Annotated in this window: 15 protein-coding genes; 11 read left to right on the forward strand and 4 right to left on the reverse strand. The window is 64.4% G+C overall.

The window, feature by feature from the left end:
* Positions 1-17 precede the first annotated feature (17 nt).
* Complete coding sequence (locus tag S4A8_RS03885) at positions 18-506, reverse strand: MarR family winged helix-turn-helix transcriptional regulator (RefSeq protein WP_353219115.1); 489 nt, start codon at positions 504-506, stop codon at positions 18-20.
* Between the two features lie 203 nt (positions 507-709).
* On the opposite strand from S4A8_RS03885, the gene S4A8_RS03890 reads away from it, so the two are divergent.
* Positions 710-1,663, forward strand: a complete 954-nt coding sequence (locus S4A8_RS03890; protein WP_353219116.1) for a 2-hydroxyacid dehydrogenase — start codon at positions 710-712, stop codon at positions 1,661-1,663.
* A gap of 121 nt (positions 1,664-1,784) precedes the next feature.
* On the opposite strand, the gene S4A8_RS03895 is transcribed toward S4A8_RS03890, so the two are convergent.
* Both S4A8_RS03895 and S4A8_RS03900 read right to left on the reverse strand, forming a co-directional pair.
* The gene (locus tag S4A8_RS03895) at positions 1,785-2,387 is read right to left on the reverse strand and encodes a DUF938 domain-containing protein (RefSeq protein WP_353219117.1); all 603 of its coding nucleotides are present in this window, start codon (positions 2,385-2,387) and stop codon (positions 1,785-1,787) included.
* A complete protein-coding gene (locus S4A8_RS03900; RefSeq protein WP_353219118.1) occupies positions 2,384-3,040 on the reverse strand; it encodes an O-methyltransferase in 657 nt (218 codons plus the stop codon). Before S4A8_RS03900 ends, S4A8_RS03895 begins: the two co-directional genes overlap by 4 nt.
* 66 nt (positions 3,041-3,106) lie before the next feature.
* On the opposite strand from S4A8_RS03900, the gene S4A8_RS03905 reads away from it, so the two are divergent.
* From S4A8_RS03905 to S4A8_RS03950, 10 genes are all read left to right on the forward strand, one after another.
* The gene (locus S4A8_RS03905; RefSeq protein WP_353219119.1) at positions 3,107-3,877 is read left to right on the forward strand and encodes a metallophosphoesterase; all 771 of its coding nucleotides are present in this window, start codon (positions 3,107-3,109) and stop codon (positions 3,875-3,877) included.
* Between the two features lie 508 nt (positions 3,878-4,385).
* On the forward strand, positions 4,386-5,165 hold the full coding sequence (thiD, locus tag S4A8_RS03910) for a bifunctional hydroxymethylpyrimidine kinase/phosphomethylpyrimidine kinase (protein WP_353219120.1): 780 nt from the start codon (positions 4,386-4,388) through the stop codon (positions 5,163-5,165).
* The gene (thiE, locus tag S4A8_RS03915) at positions 5,162-5,779 is read left to right on the forward strand and encodes a thiamine phosphate synthase (protein WP_353176719.1); all 618 of its coding nucleotides are present in this window, start codon (positions 5,162-5,164) and stop codon (positions 5,777-5,779) included. Before thiD ends, thiE begins: the two co-directional genes overlap by 4 nt.
* A gap of 49 nt (positions 5,780-5,828) precedes the next feature.
* The gene (gene hemL, locus S4A8_RS03920; protein WP_353219121.1) at positions 5,829-7,154 is read left to right on the forward strand and encodes a glutamate-1-semialdehyde 2,1-aminomutase; all 1,326 of its coding nucleotides are present in this window, start codon (positions 5,829-5,831) and stop codon (positions 7,152-7,154) included.
* 33 nt (positions 7,155-7,187) lie between these two features.
* Complete coding sequence (locus S4A8_RS03925) at positions 7,188-9,239, forward strand: VTT domain-containing protein (RefSeq protein WP_353219122.1); 2,052 nt, start codon at positions 7,188-7,190, stop codon at positions 9,237-9,239.
* Between the two features lie 78 nt (positions 9,240-9,317).
* Complete coding sequence (ftsY, locus tag S4A8_RS03930) at positions 9,318-10,286, forward strand: signal recognition particle-docking protein FtsY (RefSeq protein WP_353176714.1); 969 nt, start codon at positions 9,318-9,320, stop codon at positions 10,284-10,286.
* A gap of 18 nt (positions 10,287-10,304) precedes the next feature.
* On the forward strand, positions 10,305-10,970 hold the full coding sequence (ftsE, locus tag S4A8_RS03935) for a cell division ATP-binding protein FtsE (protein ID WP_006914967.1): 666 nt from the start codon (positions 10,305-10,307) through the stop codon (positions 10,968-10,970).
* Between the two features lie 4 nt (positions 10,971-10,974).
* A complete protein-coding gene (ftsX, locus tag S4A8_RS03940; protein ID WP_353219123.1) occupies positions 10,975-11,970 on the forward strand; it encodes a permease-like cell division protein FtsX in 996 nt (331 codons plus the stop codon).
* A 117-nt stretch (positions 11,971-12,087) separates the two neighbouring features.
* Positions 12,088-12,966 carry an RNA polymerase sigma factor RpoH gene (gene rpoH / locus S4A8_RS03945; RefSeq protein WP_353176711.1) on the forward strand — a complete coding sequence of 293 codons (879 nt, stop codon included), beginning with the start codon at positions 12,088-12,090 and terminating at the stop codon, positions 12,964-12,966.
* Between the two features lie 54 nt (positions 12,967-13,020).
* Complete coding sequence (locus tag S4A8_RS03950) at positions 13,021-14,637, forward strand: OpgD/OpgG family glucan biosynthesis protein (RefSeq protein WP_353219124.1); 1,617 nt, start codon at positions 13,021-13,023, stop codon at positions 14,635-14,637.
* A gap of 83 nt (positions 14,638-14,720) precedes the next feature.
* On the opposite strand, the gene S4A8_RS03955 is transcribed toward S4A8_RS03950, so the two are convergent.
* A complete protein-coding gene (locus tag S4A8_RS03955; RefSeq protein WP_353219125.1) occupies positions 14,721-18,170 on the reverse strand; it encodes a mechanosensitive ion channel domain-containing protein in 3,450 nt (1,149 codons plus the stop codon).
* Positions 18,171-18,175: the final 5 nt, after the last annotated feature.

An 18,175-nucleotide genomic window follows, 5' to 3' on the forward strand; every position in this document is an offset into this window, starting at 1 on the left:
ACGGCCGCGTTCTTGCGTTATGCGTCGTTGAGTTCGTCGCGCATGGCGTCGTTGAAGCGGGCAGTCAATCGCGCAAACTCCTTGCGCTCGGCTTCGCTCCAGTCCTGAAAGCCTTTTTCCACCCGTTCCAGACGCCGATCGCGGACTCGCGCGGCCGCATCCCGTCCGGCTTCGGTGATGGTCACGAAGCCGCCGCGCCGGTCATCCGGGTTGTCCAGCTTGTCGACCAGGCCCGCCTGTTTCATCGCCGCGACCTGGCGAGTGACCGTCGAGGCATCGAGATTCACCTGTTCGGCCAATGCACCCACCGATTGCCGATCCTTGCGCTCGAGCAGGATCAAAAGCAGATAGTGGGCCCGTTCGAGACCGAAATTGAAACGCCGCCGCGCGGCTTCCAGGCGACGCACCAGAAAGGCGAGTTCATATTCCAGCGCTTCCACGGATGGGCAGGCCGTGGGTAGATGATTACCCAACGTTTCGTCTTGCTGTTCTGTCCTGCGGATCATGTGATTCTTCAGCCTTTGGTTGAGAACCCGATGGAAATCAATCGCGCTTGCTGGCGCGAACATATGCATCTTACACGATAGATGTAAAACCGCATTTTACTCACAACGGTTCGTCGTTGTCCGAGAAAAATCGGCTACGGCCGTACACGCGTATCGCACCTCGGTTACCCTTTCGCATTGTATATCGGAATGAAGGAGTTGCGATGCGCGGCTGTTTTCTGGACGCGGGTTCGATGGGTGATGGGCTCGACTGGCAGCCACTGAACACAGTCATCGACGACTGGCAGTGGTATCACAACACTACCAGCGATGAGGTCGGAAGCCGCATTGCCGGCATGGATATCGTGATTACCAACAAGGTGGTACTCGACGCCGCAACGCTTGAGGCGGCAAGCGATCTCAAACTCATCTGTGTGGCCGCGACCGGCTTCAATAATATCGATACCCAGGCCGCTGCGCGCTGCGGTATTCCGGTGGTCAACGTGACCGGCTATGCCACGCCAGCCGTCTCTCAGCATGTGCTGGCGCTGATGCTCGCCCATGCAACCCGTTGGGCAAGCTACGATGCTGCCGTGAAGCGGGGCGACTGGGCAGCCGGCGAATTCTTCTGCCTGCTCGACTACCCGATCGAAGAGCTGGCCGGACAGACGCTGGGGCTGATCGGGCACGGCGAACTCGGGCAGGCCGTGGCTCGCCTTGCCGAAGCCTTCGGTATGACCGTGCTGGTGGGCGAGCGCCCGGGCGCGCGCGAAATCCGCGCCGGACGCGTGACCATCGACGAACTGCTCGAGCGCGCCGACATGGTCAGCCTGCACTGCCCGCTGACCGACGATACGCGCCACCTCATCGATGCCGATGCGCTCAAGTGCATGAAAAGCAGCGCCTTTCTGATCAATACCGCCCGCGGGGCGATCGTCGACACTCAGGCGCTGATTGCCGCGCTCGAGGCCGGGGACATCGCCGGCGCGGCGCTGGACGTACTCGACCAGGAGCCACCGCCGGCCGACCATCCATTGCTCGACCCGGGCGTGCCCAATCTGATCGTAACCCCGCATACCGCCTGGGGCAGCCGCGGCGCGCGCCAGCGCATGCTCGCCGGCGTGGCCAACAATATCGAGGCCTTCCTGGCGGGCGATATTCGCAATCAGGTCAATTAGGAAATCTCTGCACAACCGGTCGTGATCGCGCCGGTGTGCTTTGCCCGTGGCAAACACAGGTGGGCGTAGCGTGCGGGTTGCACGCTGCGCTACGCCTTACGCCGCCCGCGCGAGTTGTGGCCTAGCGGCCCCGCTGTTGCCAGATCAAAAGCCGGTTGTCGCGCGGCATGGCAATATCGGCGACCCGTATCAACCCCAGCGGTTCGCTTAGGCCATCGAGCGCTTCGATTTCGCGCAGGCCCATGCCCGGATCGCGATCACGCAGTGCCGAGTCGAAGGCCGCGTTGCCGGGCTCGGGCTGCTCGCCGCGGCGCAGAAACGGCCCGTAAAGACACAGTCGGCCATCGCGACGCAATACACGCGCCGCGCCCGCAAACAGGGCCTCGACCGCGGCCCAGTCCATGATGTGGGCGACATTGGCACCGAAGACCGCATCGAACGGCCCGGCCGGCCATTGTCCGCGTACGTCCAGGCTCAGCGGTCGCGGCAGCCGCGGTTCAGGCCGATCGGCCAGGGCTGCCACCAGGCGCCGGTAATGTCCGGGCGCTTCGCTGGTTTGCCATATGCAATCGCTCAGGCGCTCCAACGCATGGCGGGCATGGGTGGCATCGCCCGCGCCCACCTCGAGTACATGACGTGCGTCTGCCAGATGTTCGACCAGCGCATCGAAGATCGGGCGCTTGTTGCGCTCGGCCGCGCTGTTATCGCCAATACGCGCGTTCATCGTTTGCGCGCCAGGGTGAGCCCGTCGCCGATGGGCACCAGGCTCATATCCACGCGCTCATCGCGATGTACATGCTGGTTGAATGCGCGGATCGCCTGGGTATCGGTGCTGTGGTCGTCGGCATCGATCACACGGCCATGCCAGAGCGTGTTATCGGCAATGATCAGCCCGCCGGCCTGCACCAGCGCCAGACCACGCTCGTAGTAGTCGATATACCCGGCCTTGTCGGCATCGATGAAAACGAAGTCGTAGGCCCCCGCCATGCCGGCCGCGATCTCGGCGTCCAGCGTGGCCAGCGCATCGCCAAGCTTGAGTTCGATGCGATCCGCAAGCCCGGCCGCTGCCCAGTCGCGACGAGCACGCTCGGTGATCTCGGGATCCTTATCGCAGGCCAGCAGGCGTCCATCGGCCGGCAGGCTCTGGGCGATCCACAGACTCGAATAACCGGCATAGACGCCGATCTCGATACCGCGACGCACGCCAGCGAGTTGCAGCAACAAGGCGATCAACTGGCCCTGTTCCGGGTTGATCTGCAGGTTGGCGTCGGCCTGCTGCGCAGTGGTCCGCCGATTGGCCTGCATGATCTCGGTTTCGCGCAGACTCACATGGCGCAGATAAGCGAGGAGTTCGGTATCGATCGTGGACTTTTCCATGGCATCGTCATTGTCGTGTTCACAGCCGGTCGTGGCAGCATAACGCCGAGCCCACCGAGCTGGCGTATGCGCGCAACCTATCAAATCCTTCATATCACCGATCTGCATCTATGCGCCGATGCCGGCCAGCTGCTGCATGGCTGGCCGGTCGAGCAGGCGTTCCAGCGCGTATTGGCGGCAGCACTGGAACGCACCCCCGCCCCGGATGCAATCGTGCTCGGCGGCGATCTGGTCGACGATGGAAGCCTGGCCGGCTATCAACGACTCGATGCCACGCTGGCCGGCCTGCCCTGCCCGGTACTGGCGATGGCCGGTAACCACGACGACCCTCACCGCATGGCACAAACGCTTGTACACGCCGTGGTGCACGAACGCCTGCAGGTCGGCGAGTGGCAGCTGATCGCCCTCGATAGCCATCTTGCCGGCAGCGATGCGGGCGAACTCGGGGAAACCCAGATCGCGCGCCTGGATGGCTGGCTCGCCGAAAGCGATGCGCCGACACTGTTATGCCTGCACCACCCCCCGGCCGATGTGGGCGCCGCCTGGATCGATGCCATCGGTCTGCGCGATCGCGACCGGCTCGCTGGCGTGATCGAACGCCACCCCCAGGTACACGCGCTGCTGTGCGGGCATGCGCACCAGGCCGCCGCCCTCGATTTCGCCGGGCGCGCCTGTCTGGTCACGCCCAGCACGATGCGCCAGTTTGCGCCCGGCGCGCGTTGTTTTGCGCAGGATGACCGGCGCGCTCCCGGCTACCGATCTATTCAGCTTTCGGCCAATCAGGGGGCTGCCAGCACAGTCGAACGCGTGCCGTGGCGCGACCACGGCTGTGGATAACTCTGGGGACAAAATGGGGGGCCGCAGCGCACGGGCTCGAAAGCCGTTGCGCCTAGCCCGACCCTTTCTGGCACTTTTCGAATTTATCTTTTAAATTCATAACGTTAGATATTATTCGAACGTGACGCAGTACGTCATAACAAACCGCTACCCGAACCACAACCGGGTTGACACTGTGCATAACCCGCCTCCTCGAGCAGACAGATTCTCAACTTTTTTCGCTAAACGCTTGAGCAAAAACGCGAAAGCACAGAAATACACAGCGGCTGTGGATAACTCTGTGGAAACTGTTTCGACAACCGCGCTTAAGCGGCGTGTTCTCAACGGTTTCGCCAAACCGGCGATTTTGTAACCATACCGCAACAGTTATTTATAATCAGATACTTATACATAGCCCGCGATTTCGTAGTTCGACGGACAAAAAAATTTCGATAACCCTCGAAAACCGGCCCCCGAACACTGTGTATAAGACACCGGCGCCCGGATCGCAGATGTTAGACTCCGCGCCATGAGACGACCCAATATCCTGGTGATTGCCGGGCACGATCCGAGCGGCGGCGCCGGCATTCAGGCCGACATCGAATCCGTCGCTGCCCAGGGCGCACATGCGGCCACGGTGATCAGCCTGCTCACCTGTCAGGACACGACCAACGTGTACGGCGTCGAGCCGGTGACCACGGACTTTTTTGCCCGCTGTCTGGATGCCGCCCTCGCCGACATGTCGTTCGCAGCCATCAAGCTGGGGGTGATTGCCAGTCGCGAGCACGTCGCAATCATTGCCGATCGGCTCAAGCAGCTGCCCGACGTGCCTTTGATCATCGACCCGGTTCTGGTCGCCGCCGGCGGCGGCACCCTGGCCGACGATAGCGTTGGCCAGGCTTTGCGCGCGCAGCTGTTCGAGCGCGCGACGGCGATCACGCCCAATGCGCGCGAAGCCCGGGCGCTGTGCGACGGTGACTCCGATCTCGAGCGTTGCGGCGTGGCGCTGAGCCAGCGCACGCAACATGTACTGATCACCGGCGGCGACGAAGCGGGCCCGCAGGTCATCAACCGCCGCTACAGCGACGGGCAACCGGGACAGCGCTACGAGTGGCCGCGCCTGGACGGGGTATTTCATGGCTCGGGCTGTACGCTGGCCAGCGCGATCGCCGCACAGATCGCGCTCGGTCGCGATGTCGGCGACGCCTTTGAGCAAGCTCAGCATTACACTTGGCAGACACTCAATCGCGCCTTTGCGGCCGGTCGCGGCCAGCGGCTGCCCGCACGTACCACGGCTTTTTCCTCGTGAACGCACGCGGGCTCTATGCCATCTACGATCGCACCACGCTCGAACACGATGCGCTGGACCGGGTCGAGGCCGTACTGGCAGGCGGCGCGTGCTGGCTACAGTATCGCGACAAGCGCACAAGCGGTGCCGATGCCGCGTTGCTCGGCGAACTGCGCAGCCTCACCCGCGCCTACGACAGCAAACTGATCGTCAATGACGACTGGCGCCTGGCCCAGGCGGTCGCGGCCGATGGCGTGCATATGGGCCAGAGCGACGGCAGTATCGCCCATGCGCGGGCCGCCCTCGGCGACGACGCGCTGATCGGGGTGAGCTGCTCCGGCGAGCTCGCCCATGCCTATACCGGTATCGAACAGGGCGCGAGCTATGTCAGCTTCGGGCGTTTTTTCACCTCGCGCACCAAACCCGACGCGCCGGCGGCCGATACCCGGGTACTCGGCCAGGCCCGCGCGCTGGGCGTACCGGTGGTAGCGATCGGTGGCATCGACGCCAATAACGCGGCCACGGTCATCGCCGCCGGCGCCGACCTGATCGCGGTGTCGGCGGCCCTGTTTCACGCAGCCGACAGCGGCGCGGCAGCCCGCGAACTGTCGGCCCTGTTCGAGCGCGCCGACTAGCACCCCGGCGCAGGTATTCTTTTTTGTCTTTTTGCAGGAGTATTTTTCGATGAGCGCATCCGAGAACCCACAATGGCAGCGCCCCGGCCCGCGTTCGGCACAGTGGTTCGAACGCGCGGCCCGCGTCACGCCGGGCGGCGTGAATTCGCCCGTGCGTGCATTCGCGGGCGTGGGCGGCACGCCCGCGTTCATCGACCGCGCCGAAGGCGCCTATATCTACGATGTCGACGGCAATGAATATGTCGACTATGTCGGCTCGTTCGGGCCCATGATTCTCGGTCATGCCCACCCGGACGTGGTTTCGGCTGTCCAGCAGCAGGCGGCCAAGGGCCTGTCCTTCGGGGCGCCCACGGGTCTGGAAACCGAACTCGCCGAGCTGGTGTGTTCCATGGTCGATTCGATCGAATCGGTACGCATGGTCAACTCCGGCACGGAAGCATCGATGACCGCCCTGCGTCTGGCGCGTGGCTATACCGGACGCAACAAGATTCTCAAGTTCAAGGGCAACTACCACGGCCATGTGGATGCCCTGCTCGTCGACGCCGGCTCGGGCGCGCTCACCCTCGGCATTCCCGGCTCGCCCGGCGTACCAGAAGCGGTGGTCGCGGATACGCTCTCGGCGACCTATAACGACCTGGATTCGGTCGTCCAGGCATTCGAAACCCACGGCCAGGAAATCGCCTGCGTCATGGTCGAACCGGTGGCCGGCAACATGAACTGCGTGCCGCCGGTCGAGGGCTTTCTCGAAGGGCTGCGCGAACTGTGCGAGAGCCACGGCGCGCTACTGATCTTCGACGAAGTAATGACCGGCTTTCGTGTACACGCTGGCTGTGCCCAAGCCTATTACGGCATCACACCGGATATCACTGCGCTCGGCAAGATCGTGGGCGGCGGCATGCCGGTCGGCGCGGTCGGTGGCCGCGCCGAGGTGATGCAAACCCTGGCCCCCACCGGCCCGGTTTATCAGGCCGGCACGCTCAGCGGCCATCCGCTGGGCATGGCGGCAGGCATTGCCACCCTGTCGCGCATCAAGGCCGGCGGTGTACATGAAGCCATCGCGCCGCAGCTGGATACGCTGCTGGCCGGCCTCGACGAGCGTGCCGCTCGCCACGGCGTGCCGTTGCTGACCCAGCGCGTGGGCGCGATGTTCGGCCTGTTCTTTACCGATGCCGAGCGCGTGAGCCGATTCGACGACGTCGCGGCCTGCGATACCCAGGCCTTTGCACGCTTCTTCCATGCCATGCTCGATCACAGTGTATATCTCGCGCCCTCGGCGTTCGAAGCGGCCTTCATCTCCCAGGCCCACGACGACACCGCGATCGCGCGCACCCTGGATGCCGCAGACGCGGCCTTTGCACTGCTCGCGCGCGGCTGAGCGCCCCGCGCGGGCACGTAACGGCTGCACACGATGGGGCACGAGCTGTTCGCGGCCCTGCTGGCCTGGGTTCAGACCCATCCGCTAGCCGCGCTCGCGCTCGTATTCGCGGTCGCCCTCGGCGAATCGCTGTTTCTGTTCGGCCTGCTGGTACCCGGGGCGCTGTTCATGTTCGCCTTCGGCGCGCTGATCGGCGCCAACCTGTTGCCGCTGGGGGCGACATTCGCGGTGGCGATCGTGGGTACGCTGATCGGCGACGGCGCCAGCTACGCGCTCGGGCGGCGCTATCGGGGCCGGCTATCGTCATTGCCCGGTTTTGCCCGGGCGCCCGCGCTGGTGGCACGAGGCGAGCGTTTTCTGGCCGAGCACGGCGGCAAGGCCATCGTCATGGGTCGCCTGATCGGCGCGCTGCGTCCGATCATACCCACGGTCGCCGGCGCGGCCGGACTGTCGGTCACACGCTTCGTGGTCATGGACCTGATCGCCACCGCGATCTGGGCGCCCTGCTATATCCTGCCGGGCGTGGTATTCGGCGCCTCGCTGGATCTGGCCGCCCAGGTGGCCACCCGCCTGGCGATCCTGCTGGTCGCGGTCGTGGCCATCGTCTGGCTGACGACCATTGCCGTGCGCTTCGTACTGGTCGCCGGGCGCGTCGCCCTGCATCGCTATGCCGGGCGACTGCTGGCCTGGAGCCGGCGGCATCGGCGCCTGGGCCGGCTGGGCCCGGCCCTGGCTGATCCGCGCCAGCCCGAAATCCCGGCCCTGGCCATCGGCGCGGTGTTGTTGATGCTGGCCACAGCGCTGGCCTATCTGCTCATGTGGGGCTGGCAACGGCCGGTCTATCCGGGGCATTTCGATGCCGTGGCGTTCTATATCGTACAAAGCCTGCAGACGCCAATCTCGGATCAGATCGCCTTCGCCATCGCCCAGATGGGTTCACCGTTGATCTATCTGCCCTTCGCGGTGGTGCTGGCAGCGGTACTCGCGGTGATGGGCAACGGTCGTGCCGCGACCCACTGGGTGGCCGCGCTCGGGTTTTCGGCGCTGGTCACACTCGGTCTGCGCTGGTGGCTGGCCATTCCTGCGCCCAGCGGCTACTTCCATGGCGATGTCGGCGATCCATTGTTTCTCGCGGGCGGCGGTCAGGATCTGATTCTGTGTGCCACCGTCTACGGCATGGCCGGGCTCATGATCGCGGCCGGCCAGCCCGCCACCGCACGCCCCTACTATCATTCGATCACCGTCGCCGGCGTGGTGCTCATCGCGCTCGCGCGCCTGTATCTGGGCCTGGACTGGGCCAGCGATCTGCTCATCGGCCTGGCGATTGCGTTCGTGTGGCTGAACATGCTCGTGCTCAGCTATCGGCGTCAGCGCCCGGGCCGGGTGCGGGGCGCGCCCGTGCTGGCGGTATTCGCCGGTTTCGGGATGATCGCGGTGGTCGCCGGCATTCTGCCGGATACCACCTATCGCGCCTGGGCACAGGCGCAGGCCAAGCGCACCCAAACCGTTGTCGGCGACTGGGCCGGCGGCGGCTATCGCGAGCTCGATAGCCGTATTCGCGATATCGCCGGGCGCGCCAGTGCGCCGTTGAACGTCCAGGCCGCGGCCACGCCGGCCGAACTCGAACATGCGCTGGCCGAAGCCGGCTGGCAGGCCGCGCCCGCGCTGAGCATGAGCCAGCCGCTGCACTGGCTGGTCAGTGACAGCGATATCCGCCAGCTCGCGGTATTGCCACGCATTCACGATGGGCGCCAGCCGGCGTTGACGCTGGTGCATGCAGCCGCCGCCCCTGAAGCCGAACGGCTGCGCCGCGTATTGCGACTATGGCCGACCGGGCGCGTGCGCGCAGTCGATCATCGACCATTGTGGGTGGGCATGACCGATACCCAGCAGGTCGCGCATCGTTTCCATCTGCTGGCCACGGCTGCCGATCAACGCGACTATGCCAGCGCACGCCGTGCGCTGGTAGCCGACCTGGAACGCGCAGGGCTGGCCTTCCGGTTGGTCGAAAACGATCAACGACCGATCGTACTCATCGCTGCGCCCGTGGCCGGCGGCGATGCTAAAGTAGCGCCCGATCGGTGACGTGCGCGCCGGCACCACCATGCCGGATTCGCGCCACGCGCCCTCGTTCACGTTTCAACCGCAGGCAGCGCATTCTTCATGGCCAACGTCGATCCCAAGGCGCGCAAGAGCTCCAAACTCAAACAGCCGGGTTTTTTCACCCGTATGCGAGCCAGCCTCAACAAGGGCGACTCGTGGCTGACCTACGACCTGCGCAATCTGTTGCCGGGCGAAACGGTCGATCAGGATGCGCTCGACGAACTCGAAACCCAGCTGCTGCTGGCCGATGTCGGTGTCGAGGCCACCGGTCAGGTCATGCATCGGCTGCAGGTGATGTTCGACGGCGGGCGCCTGCGTACCGGCAAGGATCTGGGCAAGGCCCTGCGCGAACATCTGGGCGCGATTCTCACCCCCTGCGAGGAACCGCTGACCATTCCCGAGCACACGCGTCCGTTCGTGATTCTCATGGTCGGCGTCAACGGCGTGGGCAAGACCACGACCATCGGCAAGCTGGCCAAGAAATTCCAGGACGCCGGTCAGTCGGTGATGCTCGCCGCCGGCGATACCTTTCGTGCGGCAGCGGTCGAGCAGTTGCAGGGCTGGGGCGAACGCAACCATGTACCAGTGGTGGCCCAGGGCAGCGGCGCGGATTCGGCATCAGTGGTCTTCGATGCCTTCTCGCGCGCCAAGGCCCGCGGTATCGACGTATTGATTGCCGATACCGCTGGGCGCCTGCACACCCAGGGCCATCTCATGGATGAGCTCAAGAAGATCAAGCGCGTGCTCGCCAAACAGGATGAACACGCCCCGCATGAAGTCATGCTGGTGGTGGATGCGACCACCGGCGGCAATGCATTGCAGCAGGCGGTGGCCTTCAATGAAGCCGTGGGCCTGACCGGTATCACCATCACCAAGCTCGACGGCACCGCCTCCGGGGGTATCGTGTTCGCCATCGCCAAGCGTCTCGGCCTGCCGTTGCGTTTTATCGGCATCGGCGAGAAAGTCGAGGATCTGGGCGTGTTCGAATCCGAGCATTTCATGGACGCGCTGTTCGATCGCAGCAAGTAACGCGGCCCGTTTTCGCCCATGACCGATATCGTCGCCTTCAAGAATGTGATCAAACGCTACCCGGGCGGCAAGATCGCGCTCGACGGCGTGTCGCTGCATCTCGAACGCGGCGAGATGGCTTTTCTGACGGGGCATTCCGGTGCCGGTAAGTCGACGCTGATGAAGCTCATCGGCCTGATCGAACGCCCCACCCGCGGTCAGGTGGTCATCAACGGCACCAATCTGGCCGCGGTCAAGCGCCGCCAGATACCGCGCTATCGTCAGCGCCTGGGCCTGATTTTTCAGAATTACAATCTGTTGTTCGACCGCACCGTCTTCGACAACGTGGCCCTGCCGCTGGTCATCCGCGGGCTCGGTCATGCCGATATCGCCCGGCGCGTGCGCGCGGCGCTCGATACGGTCGGCCTGCTCTCGCTCGAGCGCAAGTTTCCGATCACGCTCTCCGGCGGCGAACAGCAGCGCGTGGGCATCGCGCGGGCGGTGGTCGATCGCCCCTATCTGTTGCTCGCCGACGAGCCGACCGGCAACCTCGACCCGGCGCTGTCGGCCGATATCATGCGGCTTTTCATGCGCCTGAACGAAGCTGGCACGAGCATCATGATCGCCACCCATGCCATCGATCTGGTCGAACGCATGGGTCATCGCCGGATTCGTCTGGATCACGGTCACCTGGAGAACGGCTGACGCCATGGCACGCAGTAGCGGCAAACCCGCCCCCAGCGCGGTTGGCAATACCCGTCGTCGCGGCATGCCGAGCACGCTCGCCGCGCCCGCGCAGGGTTGGGTGAGCTCGCATGCACGCTGTCTGATCGAAAGCCTGGGCCGCCTGCATCGGCGCTGGCTGGCGAGCCTGCTCACCGCCACGGTCATCGGCATCGCACTGGCTCTGCCGGCCGGCTTGTACGTGCTGATGAACAATCTCGATACGCTCTCGCAGAGCTGGCATCGCGCGGTTCAGGCCTCGTTGTACCTGCGCGACGATCTGTCGGTGTCCGACGGCCAGGCCCTGGCCAAACGCCTGGGCGAGCGCGACGAGGTCGCAACCAGCCGCTATATTTCCGCAGCGGCCGGGCTGGCCGAATTTCGCAAGTCCTCGGGCTTTGGTGCCGCGCTCGATGCGCTGGAAGACAATCCGCTACCGGCGGTGATCACAATCAATCCACGCGCAGACATGTCGCGTGCCGAAATCGGGGCCTTGCTGGTATCGCTGGAAGACGAGCCCGGCGTGGCGCGGGCCGAGCTCGATCAGGCCTGGCTGGAACGTCTGTATGCGATTCTGTCGGTGATCGAGCGCTCGGCCTGGGTGATCGGGCTGCTGTTGTCGGCCGCGGTCCTGTTCATCGTGGGCAATACCATCCGCCTGGATATCGAGAACCGGCGCGAGGAAATCGAGGTCATGAAGCTGCTCGGTGCCTCCGACGCCTTCATTCGGCGCCCGTTTCTCTACAGCGGTTTCTGGTATGGCCTGATCGGCGCAGTGCTGGCGCTGATATTGCTGGGTATCTGTTTCCTTGCGCTTGCCGAACCCCTGGCTGCGCTCACGCGCTCCTATAACGGGGCACTGGCCATGCACGGGCTCGGCCTGAAAGGTGTGTTCATGCTGCTGGGTATCGGCGTCGCGCTCGGCTGGCTGGGCTGTGTGCTCACGGTCAACCGCCGTCTGGCCGCGATCGAACCACGATAGCGGGAACCTAACCTGGGGCCAGCGGTCTTAAAGGCATTGCTATGTTCACGGCATCAGCCGGCGTGAATTTTTGCTAGAATGGCTGTAATAGGCAAAAGTCTTAAGGAGGCTTTGCACATGGCTAACGATATTTCTCTATCCCCCGCCAAGATGAACCTGCCGACGCTTGCCTCGGGCAGCATCGACTCGTATCTGCAGGCGGTATCGAACATTCCCGTGCTGGAAGTCGACGACGAGCAGCAGCTTGCCCGCAAGCTGCGCGACGACGGCGATATCCAGGCGGCTCAGAAGCTCATTCTCTCCAATCTGCGTTTCGTGGTGCATGTCGCCCGCGGTTACTCGGGCTATGGCCTGCCGCTGGCGGATCTGGTTCAGGAAGGCAATATCGGCCTGATGAAGGCCGTCAAGCGCTTCGATCCGGATGTGGGCGTGCGCCTGATTTCCTTTGCCGTGCACTGGATTCGTGCCGAGATTCACGAGTTCATCCTGCGCAACTGGCGCATCGTGAAAGTGGCCACCACCAAAGCCCAGCGCAAGCTGTTCTTCAACCTGCGCAGTTCCAAGAAGCGTCTTGGCTGGATGAACGACAAGGAAGTCCAGGCCGTGGCCGGCGATCTGGGCGTCAAGCCGGAAACCGTGCTGCAGATGGAGCGTCGCCTGTCGGGCGGCGATACCTCCTATAACGCCCTGCCCTCGGCCAACGACGAAGACAGCTACGCGCCCGAGGATTATCTGTCGGCCGACGACGGCTACGACCCGGCCTCGGATATCGAGAACGGCGACTGGCAGACCTATCAGCACGCCAATCTGTCGCGGGCGATGACCCAGCTGGACGAGCGTAGCCGCGATATCCTGGAAAGCCGCTGGCTGCGTGAAGACGGCAAGATCGGCCTGCAGGAACTCGGCGACAAGTATCAGGTATCGGCCGAGCGTATTCGCCAGCTCGAAGTTGCCGCCATCAAGAAACTGCGGGGCGCGATGGTCAGCGCGGCCTAGTCGGCCTATTGGCCATCTAGCCTTGTTGCCGGGCTGAACGCCAGCAATTTGCGCATGACAACCGATCTGGGCAGACGACGCCTGCTTGTGTCCACCACGGCACTCGCGGGCGTTTATCTTTTGCCCACCTGGGCAGCCGCTGCCACGGATATTCCCGCCTTGCCGGCCGACGGCGAAGCCTTCGATTTCGATCGCGTGATCGCCCACGCCCGTGCCCTGGCGCAAAGGCCTTACACGGCCCCCGAACAACGCTACGACAAGCTGCTGGACGAGATCGGTTATGAAGCCTTCATGGGCATTCATACGCGCAAGCAGGCCGCCCTCTGGGCCGCCTCGGACACGCCGGTCACGGTTGAATTCTTTCACCTGGATCAAAACGCCCGCTCGCCGGTGGCGATTCACGTGGTCGAAAACGGGCGAACACGGCGTATCCCCTACGACAGCGCCTTGTTTCGCTATGACGACCCAAAGCTCGCCGAGCGCCTGCCGGCCGATCTGGGTTTTTCCGGCTTACGCGTGCTCGGGCGCACCGAGCCGGCCCACGAATGGCTGGCCTTCAAGGGCGCGAGTTATTTCCGCAGCCCGGGCGGGCTGGATCAGTACGGTTTGTCGGCGCGCGGCGTGGCCGTCGATACCGGCTACGGCAGCGACGAGGCGTTTCCGAATTTCACCCAGTACTGGCTGATCAAGCCCGCGGCCGATGCAACCCGCATGACCCTGTGCGCCCTGCTCGAGGGCGAACATGTGACTGGCGCCTACCGGATCACCCTGAGCCGACCCAACGATATCGTGCTGGATATCGAAAGCCGGCTGTTTCAACGTCGCGCTATTCGGCGGCTGGGCATCGCCCCGCTAACCAGCATGTTCTGGTTTTCCGAAACCAACGCACGACGCGGCGTGGACTGGCGCCCGGAAATACACGACAGCGACGGTCTGGCCATGACCACCGGCCAGGGCGAACGCCTCTGGCGGGCGCTGGTCAATCCACCGCGTACCCAGTACAGCGTCTTTGAGGATAAAAACCCCAAGGGCTTCGGACTGCTGCAACGCGACCGGGTCTTCGATCACTATCAGGACCCGGACGTGGGTTTCGAAAACCGACCCAGCCTCTGGGTCGAACCGCGCGGCGACTGGGGCAGCGGCCATGTCGGTCTGCTCGAACTGCCCACCGACGAAGAGGTGTACGACAACATCAACGTGTTCTGGGTGCCAAGCGAAAAAGCCACCGCGGCACGTGCCTGGCGCTTCGACTATCGTCTGTACTGGGGCGCTGATCAGCCCGATCCCCCGGCGTTGGCACGGGTAATGGCCACCCGTACCGGCCGTGCCGGCGCTCCGGGCACCTACCAGGACCAGTCGGTACTGGCACGCAAGTTCGTGATCGACTTCGCCGGCAAGCCCCTGGACGGCCTCGACGCCGACAACGCACCCGAGCCGCGAGTGCACGCCAGCCACGGCCAGATCGACAACCCGTATGTCCAGCATGTCGAACAAAGCGGGCGCTGGCGGGTGTTTTTCGACTGGAAAGGCGAACTGCCGCCCGACGACACACCGGTCGAACTGCAGGCCGCGCTATACCACGGCGCCCGCCAGGTGACCGAAACCTGGCTCTATGCCTACTACCCGGAAGCCCTGCCCCGACAACTCTATAGCGGCGACGACAACGCCTGAGCAGCGCCACTGAGGCCGACGCTCAGGACAACCCTCGCCGGCCGAGCCGCGACGGTGTGCCAAGCCCCAATTCGGGGCGTCGATCAGGTGTCGCCCACCGGTTTCCGCGAGTCGTCGGTTTCCCCGCTCTCGGCCTGGGCTTTGCCGGGCGCGCCCCGAAAGACCTTGGCGAACGAGTCATCGACCGAGCGCAGATGCAGATCCTGCTGCGGGAAGGACACCACCACGTCGTTGGCGCGAAAGGCCGCGTGCATGCCCTTGTAGATCGCATGCTGCAAGGGCAGCAGATTGTAAAGATCGTGGTAGAAGATACGCGCTTCGTAGATCAGCGCGCTATCGTCATAGCCCACGAAGAACACCGTCGGCGCGGGATTTTCCAGCGCAACCGGCTCGTCCCTGATCACATCCATGATCAGCTTTTCGGCCAGTTCGGTATCGGTATCCAGCGCCAGATGCACGCGCAGGATCAAACGCGTGATGTCGTCGGTGAGCGTCCAGTTGATCACGGTTTCGGTGATGAACGTCTTGTTCGGAATCACCACTTCCTTGTTGTCCCAGTCGGTGACCGTGGTCGCGCGAATACGAATACGTGACACCGTGCCGGTGAGCGTGCCCACGGTGACCGTGTCGCCCACGCGTACCGGGCGCTCGAAGAGAATGACGATACCGGAGACGAAATTGGCAAAGATCTCCTGCAAGCCGAAACCCAGGCCCACACCAACGGCCGCGACCAGCCACTGAATCGACGACCAGCGAAAGCCGATCAACGCAACCGCGCCCAGCATGCCCATGATCACGATCGCATACTGAAACAGGGTCGCCATCGCATAGCGACTGCCGGCATCCATGGAAAACCGCCGCAGCACGGTAATTTCCAGAAAGCCCGGCAGGTTGCGTCCGGCCAGGGCCGTAACCACACCCAGAGTCAGTGCCAGCAGCAGGGCCCCAAGGGTGACCTGGGTCAACTGGGTGCGCCCGTCGACCTCGCTGGCATACTGCCAGAGGGTGATGTTGTCCAGCAGCTGGAGCGCCGGCAAGGTATCCGACCAGATCAACCACAGCCCGGCCAGCGAAATCAGCGCGATCACCACCTTGATCAGACCGCGAGTCTGTTCGCTGATCTGAACGAGATCGATCTCCAGCGTATCCAGATTTTCCGGCGTACTCTCACCGGCGGCAGCGGCGGCATCGCGGGTCGCACGCGCCTCGCGGGCTTCCTCGCGTCGGCGCAAGGCGCGCGTGAGCGCGAGCCGGCGCTCGGCGACCGTCAACCAGCGTACGATCAGCGAATAGAGTACGAAGCCGCCGCCCAGCAGCCCCGCCGAGTAGAAGAACCGGCTCTGCAGCTGCAAGGCGGTGTAGTAATAGCCCATGCCGGCCAGACCAAACAACAGCAACGGCACGCCCACCGCCACCGGCAGCCATAAATACCCCAGCCGCCAGGCCGAACCCGCCTCCGGATTGACGACACCGGCGAGTTCGCCGCGGGTCGGATGCAGCAGTCGCCAGGAAAACGCCGCGATCATCAAAGAACTCGCCATGAAGGCGCCGCGGCCGATCGTTTCGCGCTTGCTGTCGTCGTCGAACGCTTCGGTGAAGGTGACCAGCATGGTCGGGATGAACAACATCGCCAGCAACCAGCGCAGCATGCGATACAGGCCGTGGCGCGCCTCTTCCGGCCACTGGAAATGGCTTTCGGCGAGGCCGTACTTGCGACATACCTGGGCAAACGGCTCGAGGAAAAGCACCAGAATCGCCACCTGGACGAACACCGCCGACACCGCCGTGGTAAACACGTCGGAATCGGCCGGGGTACGCACCAGATAACCGGCCAGCAACAACGCGGCCACCGGCGGGATGAACAGCAGCACGGTCGCGAGTGCGGCGCGCAGGGTGACCCAGAAGGTATCGTGCTGGACCTTGCCCACCGGCTCGGCCAGACGGCGCAGGCGCGAGCGCAACGGGCGGCGCAACAGCAACAGGGCCACGATCAGCGCCAGGCCGGCCGCGGCCACGAACGGGCGTGCCTGCACGCCGTCGACCAGACGTTCGAGCGCCCGCGTCCACGACGACCAGTTGAATGCCCAGGGCAGGTCCTGTCCGACCTCGGCGAACCAGCCCAGCCCCATGGGCGCAAAGGACGGCAGCCAGAACAGGCGTTCGTCGAGCAGGCGATTGAAGGAATCGACAGTCTGGCCGTATTCCGAGGACAGCCGGCGCAGATCGCGACCGATCTCGATATAACGCCCCTCGGCACTGATCAGCAGATCGAGAATATCGCGGCGATGCCTGAGCAGCGCTTCGAGCGACGTCTTCTGGCCCTCGTCGAGGTCCGGATTGTCGGCCGCGATTTCGGCGACACGGCGGTCGATATCCTCGAGATCGGCGCGTTGCTGCTGCAACTGGAAGCGCTGCAACTCGGCGGAGGCGATTTCCGGCTGGCTCGTATCGGCCGCGTGGTCGCCCCCGGTCGACAACAGGCCCGGGCGGGCCAGATCACGACGCTGGGCACGCAGCACATCCCCCAGCGCGACCGAGGAACCGCCAATCTCGAGCTGGCGCTGAACCAGGCTCAGCCGCCGCTGAATATCATCGACACGCTTGTGCTGGCGCACCTGTTCGGAGGCCAGTGACTCGGTCTGGGCGGTAATATGGGTGAGCTGGTCGGCCAACTCCACATTGCGCTGGGCGGTATCGCTGATCGGCTCGGCAGCCGTGCGCAATTCGCTGAGTTTTTGCTCGCTGGCCATGCGTAGCTCGATCGCGCTCTGGTTCTGGCGCTGGCCCAGCGCCAGCTGCAACGACTCCAGCAGCTCCGTGTCGTAGGCCTGGCGCGCTTCGGCGAGCGCACGCTGCGCCTCGAGTGCACGCTGGCGCGCATCCTGACTGCTGAGTTCCTGCTGCAGGCGCTCGATTTCGGCGGTCAGGGCTTCGCGCCGGGCAGCCAGCGCGGCGTTTCTGGCTTCCAGCAGCAGACTCGGCTGATCGCGCTCGATGGCGCTGCTGTCGCTATCCAGCGATCGCAACGACTCGCGGGCATCGGCCAGGGCCGCGCGCGCTGCATCCGGCCGTTGGGCGATACGGTTGAGCTGGTCACGCAGATCGGCCAGACGGGCCTGATTATCGGCGATACGCGAACTGGTGGCCTCGACACGACTCGAGAGCGTACTCGCGGGCAGATCGCTGAGCGCCTGACTCGAAGGTGGCGCCTCGATCTGTTGCAACTCGTCCTTGAGTTCACGAATACGCTCCGGCGCCTGCTCGGCCTGGCGGCGTATTTCGGCGGTGTCCTGGCGGGCGTTACGCGCGGTTTCCAGCGACGAGATCGCGCGCTGATACGTTTCCACGATCTGATCGCGCAACGCCGAATCCATATTCTCGCGCGCCGGCACGGCCTCGGCCCGGCTGCGCAGATCGGCGATACGTTCATCGAGGCCTTTCTGCTCACCCGCGACTTGGGCCAGCGCGGGCTGCAGCAGTACCAGACACACGATCAAACAACCCAGCGCTACTCGACCGAGCCGCTGGGCCATACATC

The sequence above is a fragment of the Salinisphaera sp. S4-8 genome, from assembly GCF_040361235.1.
Taxonomy (GTDB): domain Bacteria; phylum Pseudomonadota; class Gammaproteobacteria; order Nevskiales; family Salinisphaeraceae; genus Salinisphaera.